General features: G+C 60.6%; 19 protein-coding genes. 7 read left to right on the top strand and 12 right to left on the bottom strand.

The window, feature by feature from the left end; all coding sequences use genetic code 11:
• The first annotated feature begins 37 nt into the window (after positions 1–37).
• Positions 38–1,339, top strand: a complete 1,302-nt coding sequence (xseA, locus tag HMPREF2836_RS06450) for an exodeoxyribonuclease VII large subunit (protein WP_070629904.1) — start codon at positions 38–40, stop codon at positions 1,337–1,339.
• A 52-nt stretch (positions 1,340–1,391) separates the two neighbouring features.
• Positions 1,392–1,649: an exodeoxyribonuclease VII small subunit gene (locus HMPREF2836_RS06455; protein WP_049327598.1), complete on the top strand. Its 258-nt coding sequence runs from the start codon at positions 1,392–1,394 to the stop codon at positions 1,647–1,649.
• A gap of 121 nt (positions 1,650–1,770) precedes the next feature.
• On the opposite strand, the gene HMPREF2836_RS06460 is transcribed toward HMPREF2836_RS06455, so the two are convergent.
• From HMPREF2836_RS06460 to galU, 7 genes are all read right to left on the bottom strand, one after another.
• Complete coding sequence (locus HMPREF2836_RS06460; RefSeq protein ID WP_070629905.1) at positions 1,771–2,994, bottom strand: pyridoxal phosphate-dependent aminotransferase; 1,224 nt, start codon at positions 2,992–2,994, stop codon at positions 1,771–1,773.
• A 6-nt stretch (positions 2,995–3,000) separates the two neighbouring features.
• Positions 3,001–4,185 (bottom strand): glycine betaine ABC transporter substrate-binding protein, encoded by a 1,185-nt coding sequence (locus tag HMPREF2836_RS06465; RefSeq protein WP_070629906.1) that lies wholly within the window; start codon positions 4,183–4,185, stop codon positions 3,001–3,003.
• Positions 4,185–4,694, bottom strand: a complete 510-nt coding sequence (locus tag HMPREF2836_RS06470; RefSeq protein ID WP_012903109.1) for an NUDIX domain-containing protein — start codon at positions 4,692–4,694, stop codon at positions 4,185–4,187. The genes HMPREF2836_RS06465 and HMPREF2836_RS06470 overlap by 1 nt, the downstream gene beginning before the upstream one ends.
• A gap of 26 nt (positions 4,695–4,720) precedes the next feature.
• Positions 4,721–5,905 (bottom strand): LysR substrate-binding domain-containing protein, encoded by a 1,185-nt coding sequence (locus tag HMPREF2836_RS06475; RefSeq protein WP_141752123.1) that lies wholly within the window; start codon positions 5,903–5,905, stop codon positions 4,721–4,723.
• Positions 5,906–6,001: 96 nt separating this feature from the next.
• Positions 6,002–6,502: a DedA family protein gene (locus tag HMPREF2836_RS06480; RefSeq protein WP_049341824.1), complete on the bottom strand. Its 501-nt coding sequence runs from the start codon at positions 6,500–6,502 to the stop codon at positions 6,002–6,004.
• A 422-nt stretch (positions 6,503–6,924) separates the two neighbouring features.
• Positions 6,925–8,544: a hypothetical protein gene (locus HMPREF2836_RS06485; protein WP_070629907.1), complete on the bottom strand. Its 1,620-nt coding sequence runs from the start codon at positions 8,542–8,544 to the stop codon at positions 6,925–6,927.
• A gap of 321 nt (positions 8,545–8,865) precedes the next feature.
• A complete protein-coding gene (gene galU, locus HMPREF2836_RS06490; RefSeq protein WP_005508447.1) occupies positions 8,866–9,774 on the bottom strand; it encodes a UTP--glucose-1-phosphate uridylyltransferase GalU in 909 nt (302 codons plus the stop codon).
• 339 nt (positions 9,775–10,113) lie between these two features.
• Here galU and HMPREF2836_RS06495 point away from each other — a divergent pair, with 339 nt between their 5' ends.
• The gene (locus tag HMPREF2836_RS06495; protein ID WP_239665124.1) at positions 10,114–10,782 is read left to right on the top strand and encodes a 5-formyltetrahydrofolate cyclo-ligase; all 669 of its coding nucleotides are present in this window, start codon (positions 10,114–10,116) and stop codon (positions 10,780–10,782) included.
• A gap of 230 nt (positions 10,783–11,012) precedes the next feature.
• On the top strand, positions 11,013–11,198 hold the full coding sequence (locus tag HMPREF2836_RS06500; protein ID WP_005508445.1) for an FmdB family zinc ribbon protein: 186 nt from the start codon (positions 11,013–11,015) through the stop codon (positions 11,196–11,198).
• Positions 11,199–11,290: 92 nt separating this feature from the next.
• Here HMPREF2836_RS06500 and HMPREF2836_RS06505 read toward each other — a convergent pair whose 3' ends face one another.
• The 5 genes from HMPREF2836_RS06505 to HMPREF2836_RS06525 all read right to left on the bottom strand — a co-directional run bounded on the left by HMPREF2836_RS06505 (position 11,291) and on the right by HMPREF2836_RS06525 (position 18,929).
• The gene (locus HMPREF2836_RS06505; RefSeq protein WP_141744676.1) at positions 11,291–11,593 is read right to left on the bottom strand and encodes a hypothetical protein; all 303 of its coding nucleotides are present in this window, start codon (positions 11,591–11,593) and stop codon (positions 11,291–11,293) included.
• A complete protein-coding gene (locus tag HMPREF2836_RS06510; protein WP_070629908.1) occupies positions 11,586–15,587 on the bottom strand; it encodes a DEAD/DEAH box helicase in 4,002 nt (1,333 codons plus the stop codon). The genes HMPREF2836_RS06505 and HMPREF2836_RS06510 overlap by 8 nt, the downstream gene beginning before the upstream one ends.
• 94 nt (positions 15,588–15,681) lie before the next feature.
• Positions 15,682–16,140, bottom strand: coding sequence for a hypothetical protein (locus HMPREF2836_RS06515; RefSeq protein ID WP_005508442.1), 459 nt, complete (start codon positions 16,138–16,140; stop codon positions 15,682–15,684).
• A gap of 87 nt (positions 16,141–16,227) precedes the next feature.
• Positions 16,228–17,046 (bottom strand): MurR/RpiR family transcriptional regulator, encoded by an 819-nt coding sequence (locus HMPREF2836_RS06520; protein WP_049353335.1) that lies wholly within the window; start codon positions 17,044–17,046, stop codon positions 16,228–16,230.
• Between the two features lie 245 nt (positions 17,047–17,291).
• Complete coding sequence (locus tag HMPREF2836_RS06525; protein WP_070616172.1) at positions 17,292–18,929, bottom strand: alpha-glucoside-specific PTS transporter subunit IIBC; 1,638 nt, start codon at positions 18,927–18,929, stop codon at positions 17,292–17,294.
• 418 nt (positions 18,930–19,347) lie between these two features.
• Between HMPREF2836_RS06525 and HMPREF2836_RS06530 the strand changes: the two genes are divergently transcribed.
• The 3 genes from HMPREF2836_RS06530 to HMPREF2836_RS06540 all read left to right on the top strand — a co-directional run.
• On the top strand, positions 19,348–20,226 hold the full coding sequence (locus HMPREF2836_RS06530) for an endonuclease/exonuclease/phosphatase family protein (protein WP_070629909.1): 879 nt from the start codon (positions 19,348–19,350) through the stop codon (positions 20,224–20,226).
• Positions 20,227–20,297: 71 nt separating this feature from the next.
• Complete coding sequence (locus HMPREF2836_RS06535) at positions 20,298–22,112, top strand: glycoside hydrolase family 13 protein (protein WP_070629910.1); 1,815 nt, start codon at positions 20,298–20,300, stop codon at positions 22,110–22,112.
• A 129-nt stretch (positions 22,113–22,241) separates the two neighbouring features.
• Positions 22,242–22,777 (top strand): alpha-amylase family glycosyl hydrolase (locus HMPREF2836_RS06540; protein WP_246822839.1); only part of this gene is annotated, 536 nt, incomplete at its 3' end.

Consider the following 22,777-nt stretch of genomic DNA (forward strand, 5'->3'; position numbering starts at 1 on the left):
CAGGCACATAGCCGACCAATCAGGGACAATAGAAGGCATGAACTTCTACAACCCCTCCGCAGTGCAGCCGGCACCCGCACTGGTGGTGCCACCCGTGCACGAGCGGCAGCTTCCCGGGAAGTCTCAGGAAACCACCGCCACCAACCCCTGGCCCCTCGCCCTGCTCGCGCAGAACCTCAAAAACTACGTAGACAAGGTTCCCGAGCTCTGGGTGGAGGCGCAGGTCGCCTCCCTCAACGGCCGCGGCGGCAACGTCTTCATGGAGCTCAAAGACCTCAACGAAGACTTCTCCTTCACCCTCGCACTCTTCGGGCGTGCCGGTAGCGGCCTGGCGGCTGATGTGACCGTAGGCGCTCGCATCGTCACCCGCGCCAAGCCGAGCCTGTGGAAGAACGGCAAGCTCTCCCTCATCGGCAAGGAAGTGTACGCGGTCGGCACCGGTAACCTGCACGAGCAGCTGCAGCGTCTACGTGAAGCTCTCGCCGCTGAGGGGCTGTTCTCTGACGCGCGTAAGAAGCCGCTACCCATGCTGCCGAATCGCGTGGGTCTGATTACCGGTCGCGATTCTGACGCGGAGAAGGACGTTATCCGCAACGCCTCCCTGCGCTGGCCCGGCGTGGTCTTCGAGGTGCGCAATACCCGCGTTCAGGGTGAGGGTGCGGCGGCTGAGGTCATTGCGGCTCTCGCCGAGCTGGACGCCCACCCGGAGGTGGACGTCATCGTCATCGCCCGAGGCGGCGGCTCCTTCGAAGACCTGCTGCCTTTCTCCGAGGAGGCGCTTATCCGCGCCGTCGCGGCGGCCACCACCCCGGTGGTCTCCGCTATCGGTCACGAGGCGGACTCCCCCATCCTCGATGCGGTTGCCGATCTGCGCGCCTCCACCCCCACCGATGCGGGTAAGCGCATCGTGCCCGATATTTCGGAGGAAACCGCCCGCATCACCGAGGCCCGCGCCCGCCTGGACCGCGCGGTACTCGGCTACGTGGGCATGCAGATGAACTACATTGCGCAGCTGTGTAGCCGCCCGGTGCTCACCCACCCGGAGTCCTCCCTGCTCATGCGTGTGGAGGAGCTGAGCCAGCTACGCGAGCGCGCTCACCGTTCGGTGCAGCACCGCCTGGAGCGTGAGTCGGCGACTCTGTCGCATACGTTGGCGCGGGTGCGTTCGCTCTCGCCTGCGCAGACGCTCAACCGAGGCTACTCCATCGTTCAGGATGCCGCGGGCGCTATTGTGCGTGACGCTTCGGCGCTGAGCGAGGGCGAGCAGATTATGGTACGCGCGGCGACCGGTTCGGCGCAGGCAACTGTGACTTCTACGGATCCCTCGAACATCTCCTAAACCTCGATACCCCTAGTTTTATCCCTAGTTTTTACCTCTGAAAGGTTCCTCAATGAGCGAGAACATTAGCTTCAACAGCGCCGAGCTGGGCGCACCCGTCGAAACCCTCGGTTACGAGCAGGCACGCGCCGAACTGGAGCAGGTCGTACGCCAGCTGGAGTCCGGCGCCAGCGACCTGGAGACCTCCATCGCCCTGTGGGAGCGTGGCGAGGCGCTTGCCGCCCGCTGCGAGGCGTGGCTGCAGGGCGCGCAGGAGCGCCTGAACGCGGCACGCGGTGCACAGGCTGGTCAGGAGAACCTGGCAAACTAAAGCCGCTTCCAGCACCCGCTCTGGCACATCCGCCAGCCGTCAAACAAAAATAGCCTGCCCTGCAGCTCATCAGAACTGCGGGGCAGGCTATTTCTGTCTATATGTAGCAGAGGCGGGAAGGCTAGTGCTTCTGCTTGTAGTCAGCCATGAAGTTACCCAGGCGCTCCAGGGCGCTGGTGAGGGTCTGCGTATCGGGCAGGAACACCAGGCGGAAGTGATCCGGGTCCTTCCAATTGAACGCGCGGCCGTGGCTGAAGAGAATCTTCTGGCTCTTGAGCAGGTCCAGGGCGAACTGTTCATCGTCGGTAATGTCGAAGCGCTCAACATCAATCTTCGGGAACAGATAGAGCGCACCGTCCGCGCTGGTGCAGCTGATGCCGTCAATCTCGTTGAGCATCTTGTGCGCCAGGGTGCGCTGCTCGTACAGGCGGCCGCCGGGAACAATCAGCTCGTTAATGGACTGGTAGCCGCCGAGCGCGGTCTGGATGGCGTGCTGTGCCGGAACGTTGGCGCACAGGCGCATGGAGGCGAGCAGGTGAATGCCTTCCAGGTAGCTGGAAGCGTCCTTCTTCGGGCCGGTGATAGCGACCCAACCCGCACGGTAACCGCAGACGCGGTACGCCTTGGACAGGCCGGAGAAGGTCAGGCAGAGCACGTCGTCGCCGGTGAGGGTCGCCATGTTGATGGCCTCTGCGCCATCGTAGGTAATCTTTTCGTAAATCTCATCAGAGAACACGACCAGACCGTGTTCGCGTGCCACATCCACAATCTGCTTAAGCACGGAACGCGGGTAGACGGCACCGGTGGGGTTGTTCGGGTTAATAACCACGATGCCCTTGGTACGCTCGGTAATCTTCGACTTAATGTCTTCGATGTCCGGGTGCCAGTTGTTTTCCTCATCGCAGAGGTAGTGCACGGGCTTGCCGCCGACCAGCGCGGTGGCTGCGGTCCACAGCGGGTAGTCGGGCATGGGGACCAGGATTTCGTCGCCGGTCTCGCACAGTGCCTGCAGGGTCATCGGGATCAGCTCAGACACACCGTTACCCAAGTAGATAGATTCGGTGTCGAGGTTCATGATGCCGCGGTTCTGGTAGTGGTGCACAATGGCGGTACGTGCCGAGTAGAGGCCGCGGGAGTCAGAGTAGCCCTGAGTTTCGGGCAGGTGACGAATGATATCCATCATGATGGCATCCGGCGCCTCAAAGCCGAAGGGCGCGGGGTTACCAATGTTCAGCTTCAGGATGCGGTGGCCCATCGCTTCCATGCGATTGGCCTCGTCCAGAATGGGGCCGCGGATGTCGTACAGGACGTTGCTCAACTTTGAGGACTGACGGTACTTCGTCATGATGCTTTACTTTCTAGGGTGATCCAAAATGAATTGTGCTGCGTCATCATCTGCGATGGGGTTGGAACCGCTAGTCAGACGCAACAGGAACGAGAGGTTACCCGTGTCTAATGTAGATGATACGCGGTTAATTGCCGTCCGGGCGCTATCTGGCAGGGTACGGCGAATAATGGGCACCAGTTGCTGCTGCAAAAGCGCCGTCGAGGGGTCTTCCAGGGTGACCAGGCGATTCTCTTCAATCGCGGAGTCGCTGCTGTGCAGCAGGGTCACCTGCACGGTGTCTGCGGTGAGGGCGTTGACGCGCTCGGCGGGGTCGTCCTGAATCTTCGGGTCGTGCACACGGTAACGGTAGAGGCTACGCAAAGAATCCACGCCGTAGGTGCCGCTGGAGTACCCGGTCGGGATGGAGAACGCCAGGGAAGACTGCACCTCACGCAGGTTCGCGAGGGAGTTGAGCTTGTGGCGGGCGCTCACGGCGCGGGTAGTGACCAGCACATCCTTGTTGGTGGCGCTAGCACCGTTGAGAAGCATGAGCTCTTCGGGCAGGATGCGCGAGATGGCGTTAGTCATGTCGGTGGTGCTCATGGCGCGCAGGTTGATGGGGTCAGCGGATCGGGTGGAGCTTGCCGAGGGGCTTGCGGTACCGTCCGTAGCATGTGCGGAGGCGGTGCTCTCCTCCGTGGTGGGGGTGGCCGCCGGGGGCAGGGTCACGCCTGCGGCTTGAGCGGAGGCACTCACGGAGGCGGCAATACGTTCGTTCTGTGCGGCGGCGGGGCTGATTTTGCCGTCGTCGGTCAGGTAGAGCAGCAGGTCTCCACTGTAGTCGATGACAAGGTCCAACGATTCAAGGGCCGCGGCAGTGGTGCTACCGGTTGCCTCGTCGTCGGGCAGAGTAGCGGTAGGGGTGGCGGAATTAGCCGAAGGAACCATGAGCCCGCGCAGGGCGGTAGCACGGCTGTTGTCGGTGTCGACAAGTTCAACGGAGTAGCCAATCTGTCGCAGGGCGCGCGCGTACACGTGCGCTACGGCGCGCATCTCACGCAGAGCACCGTAGCCGATACGCAGAGTACCGTAGCTGGATGCGGAAGGGTCCACCTGGGGGGTAGCGTCATTATTCCCGCAAGCGGCGAGCAGCGGCATGAGCGCCAGGGAGGTGAGCGCCGCACGGCGGGTGAGGGTCAGTCGGTTCATTAGGGAAGCTTCCGTGCGTTTTCATCGGCAAGAAATTCGCGGTATTCGCGTGCCCAGCTGGCGGCGTTGGAGTAGCCCATCATGGAGGCGACCTCGTCGATGAGGGTGCCGTAGCGGATGGTGTCTAGCTCAGCGATGGGTACCCAGCGTGCTGTGTCGGAGGATCCGTTGACCTCGTGGCGCAGTTCGCCGGTGACAATGTGGGCGCGGAAAACCACCCGCAGGGCGCAGAAGGGTAGCGCTTGCGGGTCTTTCTGGGTGGAACGCACGGGGAAGTGTCCGGCGTGCACACCCAGAATATCTTCAATGGCGACGCTGTAGCCGGTCTCTTCGAGGGTTTCCCTCAGCGCGGTCTCATCCGCCTGTTCACCGGGTTCCATGCCGCCGCCGGGCAGGGACCAGAGGGGGCTGAGCGCGCGGTCTTCGGGCACCCAGCGGGTCATGAGCAGCTTGCCCTGCTCAATGATCACTGCGTAGGCTGCGGGTCGGGTTTCCATTGCTAATGCCATGGTTTGATTTTACCGTCTATCGTTCGTTAGCGTTTCTTGCCGCGGCGTGCGCTGGCGGCTTTGGCGGACTGTCGAGCGTGCTGGCGCGCGTTACCGTTTTTCTTGGCGTTGGCGCGCTTTTTATCGCGTGCTTCGCGTCGGGCGTTGGCGGCTCGTGCCTTCGCTTTCGCCTTTGCCTTTTCGGCGGCGACACGTTCGGCGCGTGCCTGTCGGGTTTCACTACCGCGGTCGCTGGTTGCGGTGCGGCCGCGCACAATACCGATGAAGTCCTGCAGGAGCGCTTCGAGCTCTTCACTGCGCGGCTCGCCCTTGGGGGCGCGCGGCCAGACCAGGTGCACCGGGTAGGTGTCCAGACCGGCAACGGGGCGGTAGGTGAGGTCCTTGCGGTGGTAGAAACGCGCAATGGACATGGGCACAATGTACAGGCCCACACCGGCGGCAACCAGCTCGATGGTTTCCTTATCGGTCAGACCTTCGGGCACGATGCGCCCGGCGTTCTCACGCCATGCGCGGGAGACTTCTTCATAGGCGGGGATATCGGAGGCGGGCTGTAGCAGGAACTCTTCGGCAAGCTCCTCCACAGGCACCTCATCAAGCACGGTGAGTACATGGTCCACCGGCAGAATGACCACGGGCAGCTCCTCGTAGAGGCGGATGCTGTGGTACTTCTCGCCGTCGGTGCTTGCCGGTTCACGGTCGGGGCGCACAATACTCATGTGCGCGAAGGGGTTATCGGGTACGTCCTTACGCTCGATAGGGGCGTGTTCGGTAGCCTCGGCGCTATCCTCAGCGGGCGCCTCGGAGGCAGTTTCTTCCGCGGAGTTGAGGGCAGGGTCAATCAGGCACAGGTCCTGATGCAGGGAGTCCAGGCCGCGCGCCTCACGCACGGGCACCTCCGCCAGCTGCACGCGGTCGCCGTAACGCTCGTGCCAGCGGTTGAACCACTTGCCGGGCATAATCGCGGGCACGTAGCTAATGCGCAGCACAGAGCGCTGCAGCACGGGGATGGGCAGAGCCTCCGGGGACTGGATCATCGCCAGCTGCTCGGGATGCAGGTACACGCGGGCGGGGGCCTCGGTGGGCGCTTCGCTTTCTACCTGGTCGGTAGCGTTTTCGGGCGCGCTCTGCTCGGGGTCGATTGCGGTGAGGGCAGAGTCGTTGACGGGCTGCTCTTCGGGGGTGCCTGCGGTGGAGGATGCGGATGAACTCATCCCTCCACGCTAGCACATCTTGGGCGGGGGCATTGAGGGCAGGTGAGTGGCCTCAACCCGGCGAGATAGTGCACCTATCCCCCGCTGAAGGTAGGACTAGTTCTCGGCGATGTTATCCGCAGTGTTCTCAACGGTTTCGCGGTTAATGCGGCGTTCGCGCAGCTGAGTCACAATGACCAGCACCGTGATAACAATGGCAAGGGCGAGCGGGAACATCCACGGCTCCAGGCCGAGGGCCGCAAGAATTGCGAAGCCGATGGTGGTGTAAATACACGCCCACATGAAGGTTCCAACCAGCATCGCGGGAACCCAGCGACGCAGAGGCATTTTCGTGAAGCCGGTCGTGATGATGACCGCGGTTTGCAGACCCACGGTGAGAAAGCAGAGGGGCACAGCAATAACGCCCCACCGATTAATCAAGCGGCGCGCTTTACGGTAGAGCGGGCTGTCCATGGCTTTGCGGATGCGGTCGAGGCGGGCACCGCCTTCAGCAGCAAGCGCGCCAAGAGCGTACACGATGCTGGTGCGGACGATTCCGACCACCCACATGAAAGCTAGGGCAACCTCAATCGGGAGTGCGTCAAACCAATCTTTCACCCGGCTATTCTCTCATGAGTGGGCGATATTAACCTGATTGAAGGTTCTTTGAGGCTTCTTATTCGACTTTTGGAGGGGTCAGAAAATTTTTTTAAATTTTTTCAGCCGGGGGTTATTGCCCCTTGTCGCCTGCAATGGCGCGGATTTTACTTAGGGCAACCTTAGTTTATTGACAGGGTGTCGCTATTTTCAGCTTGTCACCCGCACGGGAATTAGGATATATTTTTATTACCGAATAGGGCAGGCCTTGTGGGAAGGCCTTCCTAATCGGTCTAGAAGACTTTCTTCCTGTGTGTGATGCTAGAAAAGGAACCCCATGGACGGGGTTCCTTTTCTTTTTAACTTCTTCCCAATCATCCCCAGGCATACAAAAACCCCGACAGTGTGAACTGTCGGGGTTTTATGCGTGTCTGGAGCAAAGTCTACTTCTTACCCTGGTTCTTGTCCTGGCGGTGCAGTGCACTCAGCGGCTTAGGCAGCTGAACCGGGTTCCAGGTGTTGCTAACCGCCTCAAAGGAGGAGCCGGCACCGGGGTGACGGTTCGTCGAACGAACACCGCCGGTCGCAGTAGCACCGGTCGAAAGAGCCGAATCGTTCAGCGAGGCGATATCCAGCGCGTCGAATTCGGAATCATCCAGGACATCCGGCAGAGGAATCTCTTCGGGAATCGGCTGAGCGGGAGCCTGAGTAGCAGGTGCCGCAGGTGCCTGACGGACGGGCGAGCCGTCGCGCAGAGCCTGGCGAGCCACCGGCTGAGCCGGATGAATTGCCGACTGCTGAGCAGGAGCTGCTACCGGTTGTGCAGGTGCCTGGGTGGCTGGTGCAGGCTGAGCTGCTACCGGCTTGGCGGAAGCCTGTACGGGTGCCTGAGCGGGCTGAGGCTGGACAGGCTGGCTCGGAGCAACCGGAGCCTGCGCTACCTGTTGCTGTGCCGTAGCGCGCGGCGCAACAGAGGAACCAGCGGAGTCGCTCTCCTGATCAAAGAGCACGCTACCGCGGCGAATCGGTTGGAATCGACTCGGACGCTGCTGGCGACGCTCCTGACGGTGTGCGACGGGCGCCTCCGCCGGGCGGGCAGAACGGGCAGGTACGGCACGAGAAGAATGAGCAGGTGCCGCAGCAGGCGCTTCCGCACGAGGAGCCGCCTCGGGAGCCTCATCGGAGGACTCCACCGCGATGTGCGCGCGGCTCGAGCGTGCCGCCTCGCGGTTCACACCGTGTATAGACTTGCGGGTAGTAGCCTCACGGGTGGCGGGGCGAGCATGATGTGCAGGCTCTTCAGCAACTTCAGGCTCCACACCCTCAGCCGCCGAGTCCTCTACAGGCTCAGAAGCATCATCGCCGGCTTCTTCATGTTCATCGGACTCTTCGTAGGCTTCGTCCTCAGCTTCGTCATCCTCATCATCTTCTGCCTTAGCTTGGCGTGCATCGCGGCTCGCCTTGACCTGGTTAGCAACAGACTCCAGCAGACCAAAACGGCTCACAGCCCATGCACCGCCGGCAAGAATCAGCAAGAGAACAGCCCAGCCCCACGCCAGCACACCAAAGAGCGCCAGAAGACCGGTAACCAGGGCAAGAACACCCAGACCGGCAGCAACCAGCAGGGCAATACCGCTCGGGCTCGAAGTATCAAAGTAGGACAGAGGCGAGGGCTTCGACTCCTCCACCACCGGAATCTCATCCGTGTAAGGGGCAGTCGGGGAAGATTCGCGAATCTGCGAAATAGAAGCCGTATCGGGCACAGGCTGGGCGGATTCCTCCACCGTGTGGGAGGAACGGGAAGAAGCCTGCGGAAGAGCAGAAGACGGCAGAGAAGTACCCGGTGCCACCGCGTGATCGGAGGACTGGTATGCCTCCGACTCGTTCAGCAACACACCGGCGGAGGCGAGAATATCCTCCGCGGTACGCTCAGCACTAATCAGGGGACGTTCAGGCTCCATGACAGGGCCAGCGGGCGCGCGACGCAGGCTCCTGGGCACAAACCACAGCAGCAAAATCACGGTCAGAATTACCAACACGCCGGAGGTGTTCAAAAGCGTCATATTCAGGTCGCCCTCTATCGTCCCTTTATCCCTAGACTTTAATCATACCCTTATATTCCCAATGCTTTCCATAAGCGGCAAGAATCGGGCTGGATATGCACATATACCCCTGAAGGAATATGCACACTACAACGTCGTCGCGTCCCTGCACAAGGCACACCCTGGGCCCTCGCCCAGTAGCACCCCAAGCACATAATAGACACATACGACGCAAAGGAAGGCGCCCTCCCTTGGGGCTAAAACGCCCCACCGGAAAGAACGCCTTCCTCAGCGTGGTTGGTATTTATCGGTTGCCCTCTTTAGAGAGCGGGTGCAGAGTAATTAGCAGTTCTCTGCAACAAAGTCCTTCAGCCATGCGCGCAGGTCGTCACCGAACTCGGGGCGCTCAGCAGCAAGAATAACGTTTGCCTTCAGGTAGGACAGCTTGTCACCGGTGTCGAAACGGCGGCCGGAGAAGACCACACCGTAGACACCTTCGCCTTCGCCCTCACCCTGAGCCAGAGTCTGCAGAGCGTCGGTCAGCTGAATCTCGCCGCCGCGGCCCGGAGCGGTGTTCTCCAGAACCTCGAAGACCTTCGGGCTCAGAACGTAACGGCCAATCACAGCGTAGTTCGAGGGAGCCTCATCAGCAGCGGGCTTCTCAACCAGACCGGTGATCTTGACGAAACCGTCCTCGCCTTCAACAGCCTCAATAGCAGCTGCACCGTAAGCGGAAATAGCCTCGCGGGGAACCTCCATCAGAGCAACGACGGAACCGCCGGTGCGCTCCTGGACCTCCACCATGCGAGCGAGCAGGTCTTCCTTCTCGTCAATCAGGTCATCGCCGAGCAGAACAGCGAATGCTTCGTCACCAACGTGGCGCTTTGCGCGCAGAACAGCGTGGCCCAGACCCTTGGGGTCGCCCTGACGCACGTAGTGCAGGTCGCCACCCATCTCATTGGTAGCTACCACGGATGCGAGTAGGGCGTCCTTACCCTGCTCAGCGAGCTGCTGCTCCAGAACGGGAACGCGGTCGAAGTGATCCTCGAGAGCGCGCTTGTTACGGCCGGTAATCATCAGAACGTCGTTCAGACCGGCACGGATTGCTTCCTCCACCACGTACTGAATCGCGGGGCGATCAACGACGGGGAGCATTTCCTTGGGGGTTGCCTTCGTTGCGGGCAGGAATCGGGTGCCCAGACCAGCAGCAGGAATAACTGCCTTAGTAACAGACTTAATTTCAGTAGCCATGCCACAAGAATACCCTAAGTTGTAAAGTACTTAAGGCGATTTATAGACACTATGACATGAAAAAATCTTCAACGTGACTAACTACATATCCACAGCGGCCCATTCTTCGGTGTGCAAAGAAAATGCACCCCACAGAACTCAGCACTATTTTTCTCAAACCCTATACTAAAAAGTGGAATCCACGTCCCCGCAGATATAGGTCAATTTTCACCACCCACCAGGGCAGTTTTACCCTGCGCACGGATACCTCTCAGCATAGAGTGAACGCACCTTACTTCCTACGGGACGCGCCACTCCCCAACCCTTCACACAAGACCCGCAACGACGATGGGACACACCATGCACCTCAACACAACCCCCGCCACCAGCAACTCCGACGCCGGTGCCAGCGCAGACGATATCTCCCTAGACAAAGACATTCTCCGCTCCCAAATCCGCCCGCGCCGCCTCACCGCACGCAGCCACCGCGGCGAACACGGACAGCAACATCTGACTGACCTTTTCACCCACCACATTCTCGAGGCGGTTGCGCAGCGGGTCCACTCCCCCGGTACCATTGCGGCGTATCTGCCCACCAAATCTGAGCCGCCCATTGTCCAAGCACTAAACGCTCTCCATGAGCAGGGACACCGCATCCTCGTGCCCGTCGTACGCCCCGGTCGCAAACTCGCCTGGGTGCACTGGGACCCCACCGTTGAGCATCCGCTCAGCCCCATGGGCATCCCCGAACCCGAAGGCGAAGAACAAGACACGCAAGCATTCATTGACGCCGACCTGCGTCTCATCCCCGCCCTTGCTTTTGATGCAGGCGGGCACCGCCTCGGTCAGGGAGGCGGCTACTACGACCGGATTATCCCCCTGCTCAGCGACCAGCAGCTCACCGGCCGGAGCATCGGCATTGTCTTCAGCGACGAAATCTACGAAACCATTCCCTACGACCAGTGGGACGCTATTCTACCGGTGATTCTCACCGAGCGGGGCATTTTCCTCGCTCACCAGCAGGGCTAAAAGCACCCGGCTCACCCACGCCCGATTCGCTCTTGATTGACACCCAAATCTTTATGCAAAAACGCAAAGATATGCAGGAACACACCAACAAAATCACTCACGAAAAAGACGAAAAGAAACAGAAATAGCTATTTGAGAAGAAAATGCAAATAGCTCCCAACCTTTCAAAAGCGGTACACTCAAACCACGTTAATAAACCATCCCAGCGAAAACGGATACAGAAGGACAAAATGCCGGTCTACGTTTACCAGTGCAAGAATTGCAACCACGTCTTTGAACAGCGCCAGTCCTTTAGCGACGATGCACTGCGCATCTGCCCGCAGTGCGGCGAAGAAACCCTGCGCAAGCGCTACAACACCGTCGGAGTGACCTTCAAAGGTTCCGGCTTCTACAGCACCGACAAGGGCAACTCCTAAACGGGGTCCCACACCAGCCCAAAAGAGGGGCGGGGCAACACACGTTGCCCCGCCCCTCGGCGTTTTAAGAAGTGCTCTCCCTCAGGAAGACGCTACACGATATTGTTACCCCAGTGCGGAGGACGCTGCTGACGCATCCATTCCAGACGCTCACGCTCCTCCGGGGTCAGCGGCTGCGCAGAAGCAGCCGCCTTCTGAGAACTCGCCTTCTGGGGGTTCTGCTTCTGGGCATCAGCTTTCTTCGGGGAAGCCCCCGCGGCAGAGGAAGTACCCGAAGCCACAACCGGAGGCGTCGTCACACCCACCAGCAGAGGCTCAGCCCCGCTCACCGAGCCGCCGCCGCTCACACGACGGTGACCGCGGCGAGGCTTCGGCGTCGACGAATAACTAGCCACGAACCTCAGCGCCCTCATCCATATCCAGGTAGTGCAGCACGCGCGCCACCACAGCGTCCGGATCGGCGAAAACCTCCAGGGTGCCCAGCGTAATGTAGTTCCAGCCCGTGCGGCTCAGACGCTCCGGCAGCAGGCGGGTACGCTCACGCACCGAAGCACGCGCATAATTCGGCTCACCATCGGAGCAGGCCACCAGCGGCATAGCCGCCGGAACACTCGGGTTCGAAGAGACCACGGGAGCCACACCCAGCGCGGGAACCGGCTCAGCCGCCAGCTTCTCCGGGGCGTGCGCAATCAGAGCGATATCGCCCTCACCGCGGGTCACACGCACACCGCGAGCCTGCAGACGCGCCACCAAATCGTTCAGCAGCCAGTCGCCCAAATCCGGGGTGTCCGCGTCGTCGGCGGCCAAGAACGCGTTACGCGGCAGGGTCTCCGGCACGCGCTGTGCCTTCGCTTCCACCTCTTCACGCGCCTGACGTTCCGCGTGTTCACGCAGCAGGTGGTAGAAATCCACCGCGCCATGATGCAGCTTCTGCGGGTCCAGCTCGGAGGGGTCAATGCACGAGACAATGCGCAGGGCACGGCGTGCACGAGTCAACGCCACCACAAAGCCCTGGCGGCCATGCTCAGCAGACAGCTGACCCAAATCGTAGGACGCCTGACCCAGGCGGGCACGACCCACACCCAGGGAGAAAATCACGGTATCGCGTTCAAGGGTCTCGGCGCGGGTCAGGTCGACCACGCGGAAAGACTCCTCACCGGCGGCGAAGAACGGCGCCAGCTGCGGGTACAGGCTCAGGGCGTGACGCACCGACTCAGCCACACGCTGAGCGTGCTTCGGGCTAGCCGTCACCACCGCCAGCGAACGATCCGGGGTACGGTAGGCGTGCTCAAGCACCAGGTTCGTCACGCGCTCCACTTCAACACCGGGCGAATCCAGGTTCGCGTTATCGCTCACTTTACCGCGAGTATCAATGTACTCAACGGTCAGCGAACCGGCGGGCTGGGCGGAGGCGCGGCTCACCGGAGCCGCATGCAGTTGCGAACCGTAGAACTCACGGTTCAGGTAGTCCAGAATCACCGGGTCCATGCTACGGTGCAGCATCGCCAGGGTGCGGTTGGGCAGTACGGTAGCGAGCACGTCGAAGGTGCTGTCCAGCTGCTCACCGGCCGGTTCCGGCGCCCCAAAAGTCGGGGCGGACACGATGAACGGCGAGGGGTAACCCGAATGCGGGTCGCCCAGGGCAATCACCTGGTCGGCGCGAGTAATCGCGGGCAGGTTCGCCGCCAGCGGGGTCGATTCGGAGTCCAGCAGCAGCACCGTATCAAAACGCATGGAGGCGGGAACCTTACGCGCCAGGGCGAAGGGGCTCGCAGTCCACAGCGGCAGCAGGGTACGTGCCATCACCGGGGCGTGAGTCAGCAGCTCCTCGAGCACGAACTCGTAGCCGCGCAGCTGGCTCTTCAGGTACGCTGCCTGATCATGCTCAGACTCAATACGCTCAGTCCACACGCGAGCAACCTTCGCCAGCAGACGCGCCGGGGCGCTAGTCATGTGGGCGTAGTCGGCACGGCGGAAACGGGACTCCATATCGCGCAGGCGGTCGCCGTCCAGCAGTTTACCCTCGTGATGCTGCAGCAAGAACTCCAGGGCAGACTGCCACCAGGCAAGCTCCAGTTCAGCGGAAACAACCTCGGTCGGAACCTGACGCGCGTACAGGTCATCGAGCAGCTCCGACAGGCCGCGCTCACGCAGCTTCTGGGTCAGGGCGTCACGCTCCGGCAGGGTCATGAGCAGCACGCGGTCCGCCATGAGGGCGTCCAGGCGCGCGTCCAGGGCATCCAGGTCGGTGCGTACAAAGTCGGTGCCCTCAACGGTGTCAGCCAGGACAATGCCTAGGCCCGCCAGTTCAGACACCAGGGAGTTCAGGGCGGCAGCCAGCTGATCCAGGTTCTCAGGAATCTGCGGGGTGCGGGGCGCCTCAATGTGGCGAATCCACTCGGCACGCTCGGCCTGAACAATCTTCAGCTGCTCGTGCAGGTCACCAATATTCACGCCGGGCAGGATGTACTCCTTTGCCGCGCGGCGCAGGCGGGAACGCTGCATACTGCTCATCTCGATGCCGTTCTCACGACGCCACGAACCGGATGCAGTCGCCGCAATCAGGTCGGTCACTGGACGGTCGTAGACGTCTGCGCGGAAACGCTTGAGCGTCTCACGGATGCGCATCAGAATCGCCAGCTGCGACTCCCACTCGGCGATGGTACGACCCGTGCGCAGACCCAGCATGGCGCTGGTGCGGTTCATTGCCTCGCGCAGGTTCAGCAGGGAGGACTTGAGGGTAATGACCAGGGCGTACGCCTCGGCGGCTTCCTCGTCATTGACTAGGCGGGCGCGGTACCACGGGGAGGTACGCGAAGCCGCCGCAAAACCATCAATCTCGCCTAGGCGCACCAGCTCGGCACGCACCTGCTCGCGCTCCATGAGCGCATCAAGCATGGGTCGGTCAAAACGCACGCGGGTTGCCGGGCCGTCCTCGGAGGCGGTCAGCTCAGCCAGACGCTGTAACGCCGAGTAGACGGAAATCTGCCAGTTCGCATCCTTGTTCAGCAGGGCGCGGGTGTGGTCGAGCAGCGCGGCGCGGGTCGCGACGAGCTCTTCGTTCAGGTCCTCAGAGTTCGGCTCTTCCGCACCCTCATTGCGCACAATGGCGCGAATGAACTCGGCGCGCTGAGCCTCGGAGTCGTGCTCGGCGAGCAGGTCGTAGCGCAGGCTCTCAATGCCGGTGCGCTTGAGCAGCGCCGAGAACTCGGCCAGGGTAGAGCGCTTCTCACCCACCACGAGCACGGACTTACCGCGACCCATCAGCGCGGATGCAATGTTCACGGCGGTGCGCAACGGCTCGGTGCCGGGTGCCGCAGTGATAGTGAAGGAGAAACCGCTGACCGCGGTGTCGATAATCTCCTGGGCGTTCGCGTCAGCGTCCAGCAAGAGCATTTCTTCTGCCGGGTCGCGCTGGTCCAGGGGCTGCTGCAGGTTGTGGGCGTTGAGCTCGCGCGGCTTCACGCCGGGAACCTTCAGTGCCGCCAGGTCACGAACCAGCGGGGTGATGGCGGTGTGCGGCAGCTCGCCCAGGCTTTCCTTCAGGTCAGCAAAGGTGGAGATGAAATACTTCGACTCAATGGTCATGCCCGGAATACGACCGGCAGATGCGCGCATACGCTCGATAACCGGCTCGGGGTCCAGACGGGACATGGAGTTCGCCAGCTGCGCCACGTCCATAGTGCCCAGGTCGATGCCGTACTCCTGCTTGATCTGGCGGACCATCGCCGGGTTCAGGCGTGCGGAACCGGCGAGGCGCAGCTCGAAGTCGTCATCCTTCGGGTGCGGGGTGATGCTCAGCGGCGCCATGAGAATCGGTGCGATGAAGCGCTTCTCGTAGGCGGCGGCATCCTCGCGGGTGTCGTGCGACAGCCAGGAGGCAGTACCCGCCACGAAGTAGCCGGAGTCCAGGCCGTGGTCGGTGGCGAGTTCGTAAATTTTGGTGCGCAGGGTGCGGGCGGAGCGCATACCCGCCTCAAGCTGCGACTTGTCGCGCAGAATCGTGGAGAGGCGGGTCTTGCGTCCGGCGAGTAGCTGAGCCAGACCGGAGGGGTTTGCTTCGGACAGGTCAATGTGCACGTAGTCGACCTGGTTGAAGTCGAGCATCGCGTCCGGTCCGGTGTAGACGTCCATCTGTTCTGCCCAGCGTTCAAGCCCCGCCGAGGGATCGAAATCTTCGTGGGCGGGGTTCAGGTGTGCGGGCAGCTCGGCGATGTTGATTTCGTCGGCTACTTCGTGGGTTTCCTCTGCTGAGGTCGCGGCGGCTGCGGCGGGCTGAGCAGTATCAGCCGGGGTGCCGGGTGCGTGCTGCGCGTCGGTAGGCTCGGGAATCTGGTTCACGTTGTGAGTGTCCTTGTGGGTCAGTGCGGTGTACGTTTGCGCGTACACACCGAAGATGGTGGTTCTTCCGGGGTCCTCTGCCCGGTGTGCCCCATACGGGGCGGTGTCAGTGCGCGCCTGCGTGCTTAGTATGCCGGTGTGCTTACTTCGACCACATTGCGATGTTCGCGGCGAGTAGCACTACAGTCACCAATACGTAGAAGACCAGGGCAGGCAGAAGCGCCCAACGGTACTTGGGTGCCAGTTCGCCTTCCAGGTTGCCGAAGCGCAGGGAGCGGAAGAGGAAGAAGCTCAGGATTGCGCCGGGCAGGTTACCGATGATGACCAGCAGAATGGTCAGGTACAGGGCGTAGGCTCGTTCGGTGCGTTCGTTCTCTGCGCCCGCGAATTTGAGGGTGCCGCCCAGTAGCAGGCTGAGGCATGCGTTCAGGAATGCCACGGTGAAGAAGGGAATCTTCAGGGCTGCTTGGAAGTCCATCTGGGAGTTCGCTGCGCCCAGAGCAATCCACAGCAGCAGCAGCGCGGGGATGATCATGAGGTACCAGAACAGGTACTTACGCATCTTCTCGGTGTTTTCGATGAGCGCGAAAATTGCGGTCACTGGGTGTCTCTTTCAGGTGATCTCAGGTGGATTCGGTCGGATTCAGGAGGAGTGAGTGAAGGGGCAGGTGGGCACAGTATTGCCTTGTCAGGCGTCGATTTCGCCCCCATTGTTGAGAGCGTCATCCACCTGGTCCTGCAGGGACTCGCGGCGCTCATGTTCAACGTGTTCAATATAGCGGCGCACGATGTAGTCCAGCAGTACCGACAGCGCAACGAAGGAGTAGTAGGGCTTGCGCTGGGTGCTGATCTGGGTGGGGGTGGTCTGGTAGTGCAGGGAGTACTCGGCGTGTGAAGACATGTAGTTCACACCAATGGCGGTCACCGCAATCATGGGGATGCGGCGCAGCGCCAGCATCTTAATGTGTTCGCGCATGTTCTCGGTCTGACCTGAAAAGGACACAATAATGACCACATCGTCCTGGGTCATATTGTTCATGGCGCTTTCGAACTCATTGCGCGCCGGGATGACCTGGCAGAACTTACCGCACACCTGCATGGACTTGGTAAATTCCTGCACGGCGTTGCGCTGCGCGTAGCCGGTACCGAAGCAGTACACGGTGCGAGCCTCATGGATGCGCTTGAGCAGTCCGCTCAGTTCCATGTGCTCGAGGTAGTCGTAGGTGCGCTGAATATCTTCGCGACCGCTCTCAATGAACCGCGGGTTGAAAGGTTCGCTGCGGTTCAGAGAGGACTTAATGAAGTACTTCAACTCGGCAAATCCGGAGAAGTTCAGCTTCTTCGTCAGGCGGATAATTGAGCTGGTCGAAGTATAGGTTTTATGTGCCAGAGAGTTGATCGTTGACTCTGCAACGAACTCTTCGTTTTCTAGCATGAATGCCAAAATTTCCCGTTCAGTTTCACTGAATCGGTGCTGGTTCGCATTCACGACGTCTTGTAAATCCACTCAAAGCTCCTGAATCCGATGGTGAGCAATATATAAATAGTACACGCTCTAGAGTCATCGGCCAGGGTGGGTGAGGACGGTCATCTCTCACTTTGAGTGTGTATGCCAGCAGATTTGAGCTGGGTATGCGCCTGGTACGTGTCCGGGTACAGCTTCGCCGGCGGCATCGGTGTTATCCGATACCGCCGGCGAAGTCTATACCTTATGAGGCGTTATGCCGTCAGGTGGCTGAAAGCTGAAGTCTCTTAGGAGAGGGTCTTAGCTTCGTTCACCATGGTCTCGAAACGCTCGCGAACCTGGGGAACGTCCATGCCGACGATGACCTGGAATGCCTTGCCCTTGCGGACGAGGCCCAGAGCACCTGCATTCTTGAAGTCTGCATCCGAGGTGCTGACGAGGGACTCATCAGCAACGGAGACACGCAGGCGGGTTGCGCAGTTGTTCACGGTGGTGATGTTCTCTGCGCCACCGAGCAGTTCGAGGAAGCCTGCTGCGCGGGGTGCGTAGAGGTCGCCGTCAGCTGCGGGAGCTGCTGCGCCGCCGTCCTTCTCAGCAGCCTTAGCAGCCTTGTACTCTGCCTTGCTGTAGAGCTTGGTCTCGCCGCCGTCTTCTTCACGACCGGGGGTCTTGAAGTCGAACTTCAGAATCATGAAGCGGAAGACCAGGAAGTAGATAACGGTGAAGCACAGGCCCACACCGATCTGCATGAGGTAGGTGCCGGAGTGGTTTGCCCACAGCGGGATCCAGTTCTGGAAGAGGAAGTCGAGCAGACCGCCACCCATGTAACCAACCAGACCCAGCTGGTACATGATTGCAGCCATGGTTGCTGCCAGGATTGCGTGAACCAGGAACAGCGGGGGTGCCAGGAACAGGAAGGTGAACTCGAGGGGCTCGGTGATACCGATCAGGATTGCGGTGAGGCTGACGGGGATCAGCAGAGCGAGAACTTCCTTGCGCTTCTCGGGACGAGCAGTGGTGTAGAACGCCGCTGCGATACCGATGGGTGCGAAGACCTTGGAGTTACCGTGCAGTGCGAAGCCGCCGCCGGGGAACAGTTCCTTCAGGGGCTTGTCGCTCTTTGCGAACTCGGTCAGGTGGCTCGGCCAGTCCTTAGCGATACCGTTCGGGGTAACAACGTTACCGAAGACGAACGGGGAGTAGATGAAGTGGTGCAGACCGGTCGGAATCAGGAAGCGCTCGAGGAAGGTGTAAACCCACACGCCGAGTGCGCCGGATGCGATGAAGAAGCCCTGCAGGGAGGAGATGCCGTGCTGAGCGTAGGGCCACAGCCAGGAGAACAGGAATGCCACGGGCATCATCAGGAAGAAGCAGACGCCGTAGACGTACTGGGAACCCTGGAAGATACCGAGGAAGTCGGGCAGCTTCTTGTCGAACCAGCGGTTGTGTGCCCACACCACGATTGCGGAGATGATGATGGCACCGAAGATACCGGTGTCCATGGTCTTGATACCGGCGATCATCTTCAGACCGGTACCTGCCGCGCTCTCAGAGATGTCGGTGGTGTAGTCCAGGTCGAAGAAACCGGTGCCGCCCTTGCCCCATACCTTGAGCATGGTGCCGACGAAGTAGTTGAAGGTCAGGTAGACCATTGCAGCTTCCATCACTGCACGTGCGTTAGCGGTCTTTGCCAGTGCAATGGGCAGACCGATCACGAAGAGCAGTTCCATCTGGTTGAAGACGGTCCATGCGCCGGACTCCCAAACAGACCAGAAGTGGTTCCACGCGCTTTCCTTATCAGCAGCGAGGGGAATCAGTTCGCCGTTCTGTGCAATGATCGCAATACCGACCGCGAGGCCAGCGAATGCGAAGAGAAGAACGGGTGCCAGCATGGCAGAGCCGAACCTCTGTACTTTTTCCATCATGAGGCTATACGCCCTTTCGGGTTGTCGAGTGAGCGGACGCAGGGGTTGGCGATCATTGCCAGCCTGCGATGGTCACACCGTATCTTTATACCTCCAAACGAAAGTATATGAGACGGGTGCCACATATCCTGCGTGCGCTAAATGCCGAATGTGTTTTAGACAAAACAATAATGCCAGGTCATACCTACCCGCAGATACCAAAAGCAGAAGTTTTGAAAGAGTTTTTCAGAACCTGAAACATCTCCCGGCACTGGTTAAAAATACTTGCTGCAGATGAGACTTTTTCCCTATTACCTAGCGCACAGAATCGATAGCATAAACAGTGCACCCATAGGTCAGAGTGCATAAAAACACTCGCCGCCTCAATGCGCGGTGTGCATATCATTCTTCAACCTCACACATACCCCGGACTTAATACATGCGCTTCCTCACCCTCAACACGCACAGCTGGTGCGAAATCCACCAAATTGCCAAAATCCGCACCCTCGCAAAGTTCATCATTGAACAGCAGGTGGATGTCATTGCGTTGCAGGAAGTCAACCAGCTCACCTCCACCCCCGTGGTGAAGGAGCCCCTCAACTACCGTGGCGGCGCAGGCGTGCCGGTCCACGAAGACAACTACGCCCTGCTGCTCGTGCAGGCACTCAACGAAATGGGCGCAACCTACGAGTGGACCCTCACCGAAGCCCACATCGGTTGGGACCGCTACGACGAATGCGTAGCGATTCTCTCGCGCCTGCCGATTCGCGGCATCAAGCCCATCGATATGTCTCCCGAGTACGGCTACCACCAGGTGCAGCGCCGTGTAGCGCAGGCGGCGCTCATCGAAACTGAGACGGGTACCTTCTGGTGCGCAACCACCCACATGTCCTGGTGGGACTTCGACGGCGAGCCCCTCTTCGCGCAGGAATACACCCGCCTCTCACAGGCCCTGGCAGAATGTGCCCTCACCGCACCCGTACTGCTCGGCGGCGACTTTAACTCCGCCGCGCATCTGAGCGATGAAGGCTACGCGCTGGTCACCTCCAGCGGTATGGTTGATACCCGCTCACTGGCGGAGCACACCGACGGCGAAAACACCGTCCACCGCGAAATCGCCGGCTGGGAAGGTAGCACGGACGCCAAGCGCATTGACTTCGTGTTCGCTGACCGACTGCTCACGGTGAACTCGCACGCGGTAGTCTTCCGCGACAACTCCCCCGAAGCCATCTCCGACCACAGCGGTCTACTCCTGGAAATTGACCCCTCCAGCTGGGCACCCCAGAGCCTCCTTACGCCCGTCACCACCCAGCGCTAAGGGCATCAGACTTTAGCCGCCTATAGGGCGGCCCCGCACAACACTCATCCGTACCAAGGGAAGGAAGAACAATGACGACCCAGACCCAGTGGTGGCAGGAACCGGTGGTCTATCAGATTTACCCCCGCTCCTTCAACGATTCCAACGGCGACGGCATCGGCGATCTGCCCGGCATTACCGAGAAGATTCCGTACCTCGCCAAGCTCGGTATTCAGGTGCTGTGGCTCTCCCCCATCTACGCTTCCCCGAACGATGACAACGGCTACGACATCTCCGACTACCGCGCCATCATGGCCGAGTTCGGCACCATGGAAGACTTCGATGAGCTGCTCGAAACCGCGCACAAGCACGGCATCAAGCTCATGATGGACCTGGTCGTCAACCATAGCTCCGACGAGCACGAATGGTTCAAGCAGGCACGCTCCTCCAAGGACAATCCCTACCGCGACTACTACATCTGGCGCGACCCCAAGGGCTTCGACGAGGACGGCAAGCCGATTCCGCCGAACAACTGGATTTCCTGCTTCAGCCCCTCCGTGTGGGAATGGGACGAGGCGACCGGCCAGTTCTACCTGCACTACTTCTCCGTCAAGCAGCCCGACCTGAACTGGGAGAACCCGAAGGTCCGCGAAGAGGTCTACGACATCATGCGCTTCTGGCTGGACAAGGGCGTGGACGGCTTCCGCATGGACGTCATCAACCTAATTTCTAAGGACCTCTCCTTCCCCGAGGACCCGGCAGTCCTCGCTGGCGGTCTCGACAACTCCCTGGCTGTCGCAGCGAACGGCCCGCGCGTGCACGAATTCCTGCAGGAGATGAACCGCGAGGTCTTGAGCAAGTACCCGGTCATGACCGTGGGCGAAACCCCCTGCGTGACCGTGGACGACGCCGCACTCTACACCGGTTTCGACCGCAACGAGCTGCAGATGGTGTTCCAGTTCGAGCACATGGATGTAGACGCCTCCGAAGGTGGCGTGACCGGCAAGTGGTCCGACCGCCGCTTCAACCTGGTTGACCTCAAGAAGGTCCTCACCCACTGGCAGGAGGGCCTGCACGGCCGCGGCTGGAACTCCCTGTACTGGAACAACCACGACCAGCCGCGCACCGTCTCCCGCTTCGGTAACGACTCCCCCGAGTACCGCACCGTCAGCGCCAAGATGCTCGGCACCGTGCTACACCTGATGCAGGGCACCCCCTACATCTACCAGGGTGAAGAGCTGGGCATGACCAACGTCTTCTTCGACGATGTGAAGGACTACAACGACCTGGAGATTCACGACTCCTGGCGCAAGTACGTTGAAGAGTCGGGCCGCGTCTCCGCTGAGGACATGCTGCGCTACATCAGCGCCTCCGGTCGCGACAATGCCCGCACCCCCATGCAGTGGACCGCTGGCGAAAACGCAGGCTTCACCTCCGGCGCCCCGTGGCTGAAGCTGAACCCGCGCTACACCGAAATCAACGCGGAGGCAGAGCTCGCTGACCAGGATTCGGTGTTCTACCACTACCGCGACCTGATTAGCCTGCGCCGCGAGCACCCGATCATCCTGACCGGCGAGTACCGCCTGCTGGATGAAGAGGATGACCAGGTTTACGCCTACCTGCGCGTGAACTCCGACGAGGACGCCGCCGCAACCGGCGAGCGCGCCCTGCTGGTCGTCGCGAACTTCACCGATGACACCGTTCAGCTGAACTACGCGGGCGGCAACCTGGATTCGGTGGTGCTAACCAACTCGCAGGCGCTCTCCCCGACTGAGCTGAAGGCAATCGAGAACGCCCCGAAGCTGATCAGCTCGAACTACCGCGATGAGAACCGCGAGTTCACCGACGAGGGCACCCTGTTGCGCCCCTACGAGGCGAAGGTTTACCTCTTCGGTAACGCCAAGTAGTCGTACCCCACTCATACTGTGCGAAGGGGGACCAGATACAGACATTCCGGTCCCTCTTCGCCCTATACTTCAATCACAGACAAAATTTGTTCCTCTTTTCGGCTGGATGGCCGGTATAGAAAGGCAATTATGAGCAACTCCGAGGCATACGAGGTTCCCTCCTACGAAGGCCGCCAGTGGTGGAAGGAAGCCGTGGTGTACCAGGTGTACCCCCGCTCCTTCAACGACGCTAACGGCGACGGTATCGGTGATCTGAAGGGCATCACCGAGAAGCTGCCCTACCTGGCTAAGCTGGGCATCAACGTCATCTGGCTCTCCCCCGTGTTCGACTCGCCGAACGTGGACAACGGCTACGACATCTCTGACTACTTCGCGATTATGAGTGACTTCGGCACCATGGAAGACTTCGACGAGATGCTTGAAACCGCTCACAAGCACGGCATCAAGATCCTGATGGACCTGGTCGCAAACCACACCTCCGATGAGCACCCCTGGTTCAAGGAGTCCCGCTCCTCTAAGGACAACCCCTACCGCGACTACTACATTTGGAAGGACCCGAAGGGCTTCGACGAGGACGGCAACCCGATTCCTCCGAACAACTGGGCGTCCGAGTTCGGCGGCCCGGCGTGGGAGTGGGACGAGGCGACCGGCCAGTTCTACCTGCA

The sequence above is a fragment of the Rothia sp. HMSC065C12 genome, from assembly GCF_001812085.1.
Taxonomy (GTDB): Bacteria; Actinomycetota; Actinomycetes; order Actinomycetales; family Micrococcaceae; genus Rothia; species Rothia mucilaginosa.

What these genes read in the sequence shown, in the direction of transcription:
- HMPREF2836_RS06495 (WP_239665124.1), top strand. Translation starts at nt 10,114, where the DNA reads ATGCACCTCAACACAACCCCCGCCACCAGCAACTCCGACGCCGGTGCC.
- xseA (WP_070629904.1), top strand. Translation starts at nt 38, where the DNA reads ATGAACTTCTACAACCCCTCCGCAGTGCAGCCGGCACCCGCACTGGTG.
- HMPREF2836_RS06465 (WP_070629906.1), bottom strand. Translation starts at nt 4,185, where the DNA reads ATGAACCGACTGACCCTCACCCGCCGTGCGGCGCTCACCTCCCTGGCG.
- HMPREF2836_RS06500 (WP_005508445.1), top strand. Translation starts at nt 11,013, where the DNA reads ATGCCGGTCTACGTTTACCAGTGCAAGAATTGCAACCACGTCTTTGAA.
- HMPREF2836_RS06485 (WP_070629907.1), bottom strand. Translation starts at nt 8,544, where the DNA reads ATGACGCTTTTGAACACCTCCGGCGTGTTGGTAATTCTGACCGTGATT.
- HMPREF2836_RS06455 (WP_049327598.1), top strand. Translation starts at nt 1,392, where the DNA reads ATGAGCGAGAACATTAGCTTCAACAGCGCCGAGCTGGGCGCACCCGTC.
- galU (WP_005508447.1), bottom strand. Translation starts at nt 9,774, where the DNA reads ATGGCTACTGAAATTAAGTCTGTTACTAAGGCAGTTATTCCTGCTGCT.
- HMPREF2836_RS06470 (WP_012903109.1), bottom strand. Translation starts at nt 4,694, where the DNA reads ATGGCATTAGCAATGGAAACCCGACCCGCAGCCTACGCAGTGATCATT.
- HMPREF2836_RS06525 (WP_070616172.1), bottom strand. Translation starts at nt 18,929, where the DNA reads ATGATGGAAAAAGTACAGAGGTTCGGCTCTGCCATGCTGGCACCCGTT.
- HMPREF2836_RS06475 (WP_141752123.1), bottom strand. Translation starts at nt 5,905, where the DNA reads ATGAGTTCATCCGCATCCTCCACCGCAGGCACCCCCGAAGAGCAGCCC.
- HMPREF2836_RS06535 (WP_070629910.1), top strand. Translation starts at nt 20,298, where the DNA reads ATGACGACCCAGACCCAGTGGTGGCAGGAACCGGTGGTCTATCAGATT.
- HMPREF2836_RS06530 (WP_070629909.1), top strand. Translation starts at nt 19,348, where the DNA reads ATGCGCTTCCTCACCCTCAACACGCACAGCTGGTGCGAAATCCACCAA.
- HMPREF2836_RS06460 (WP_070629905.1), bottom strand. Translation starts at nt 2,994, where the DNA reads ATGACGAAGTACCGTCAGTCCTCAAAGTTGAGCAACGTCCTGTACGAC.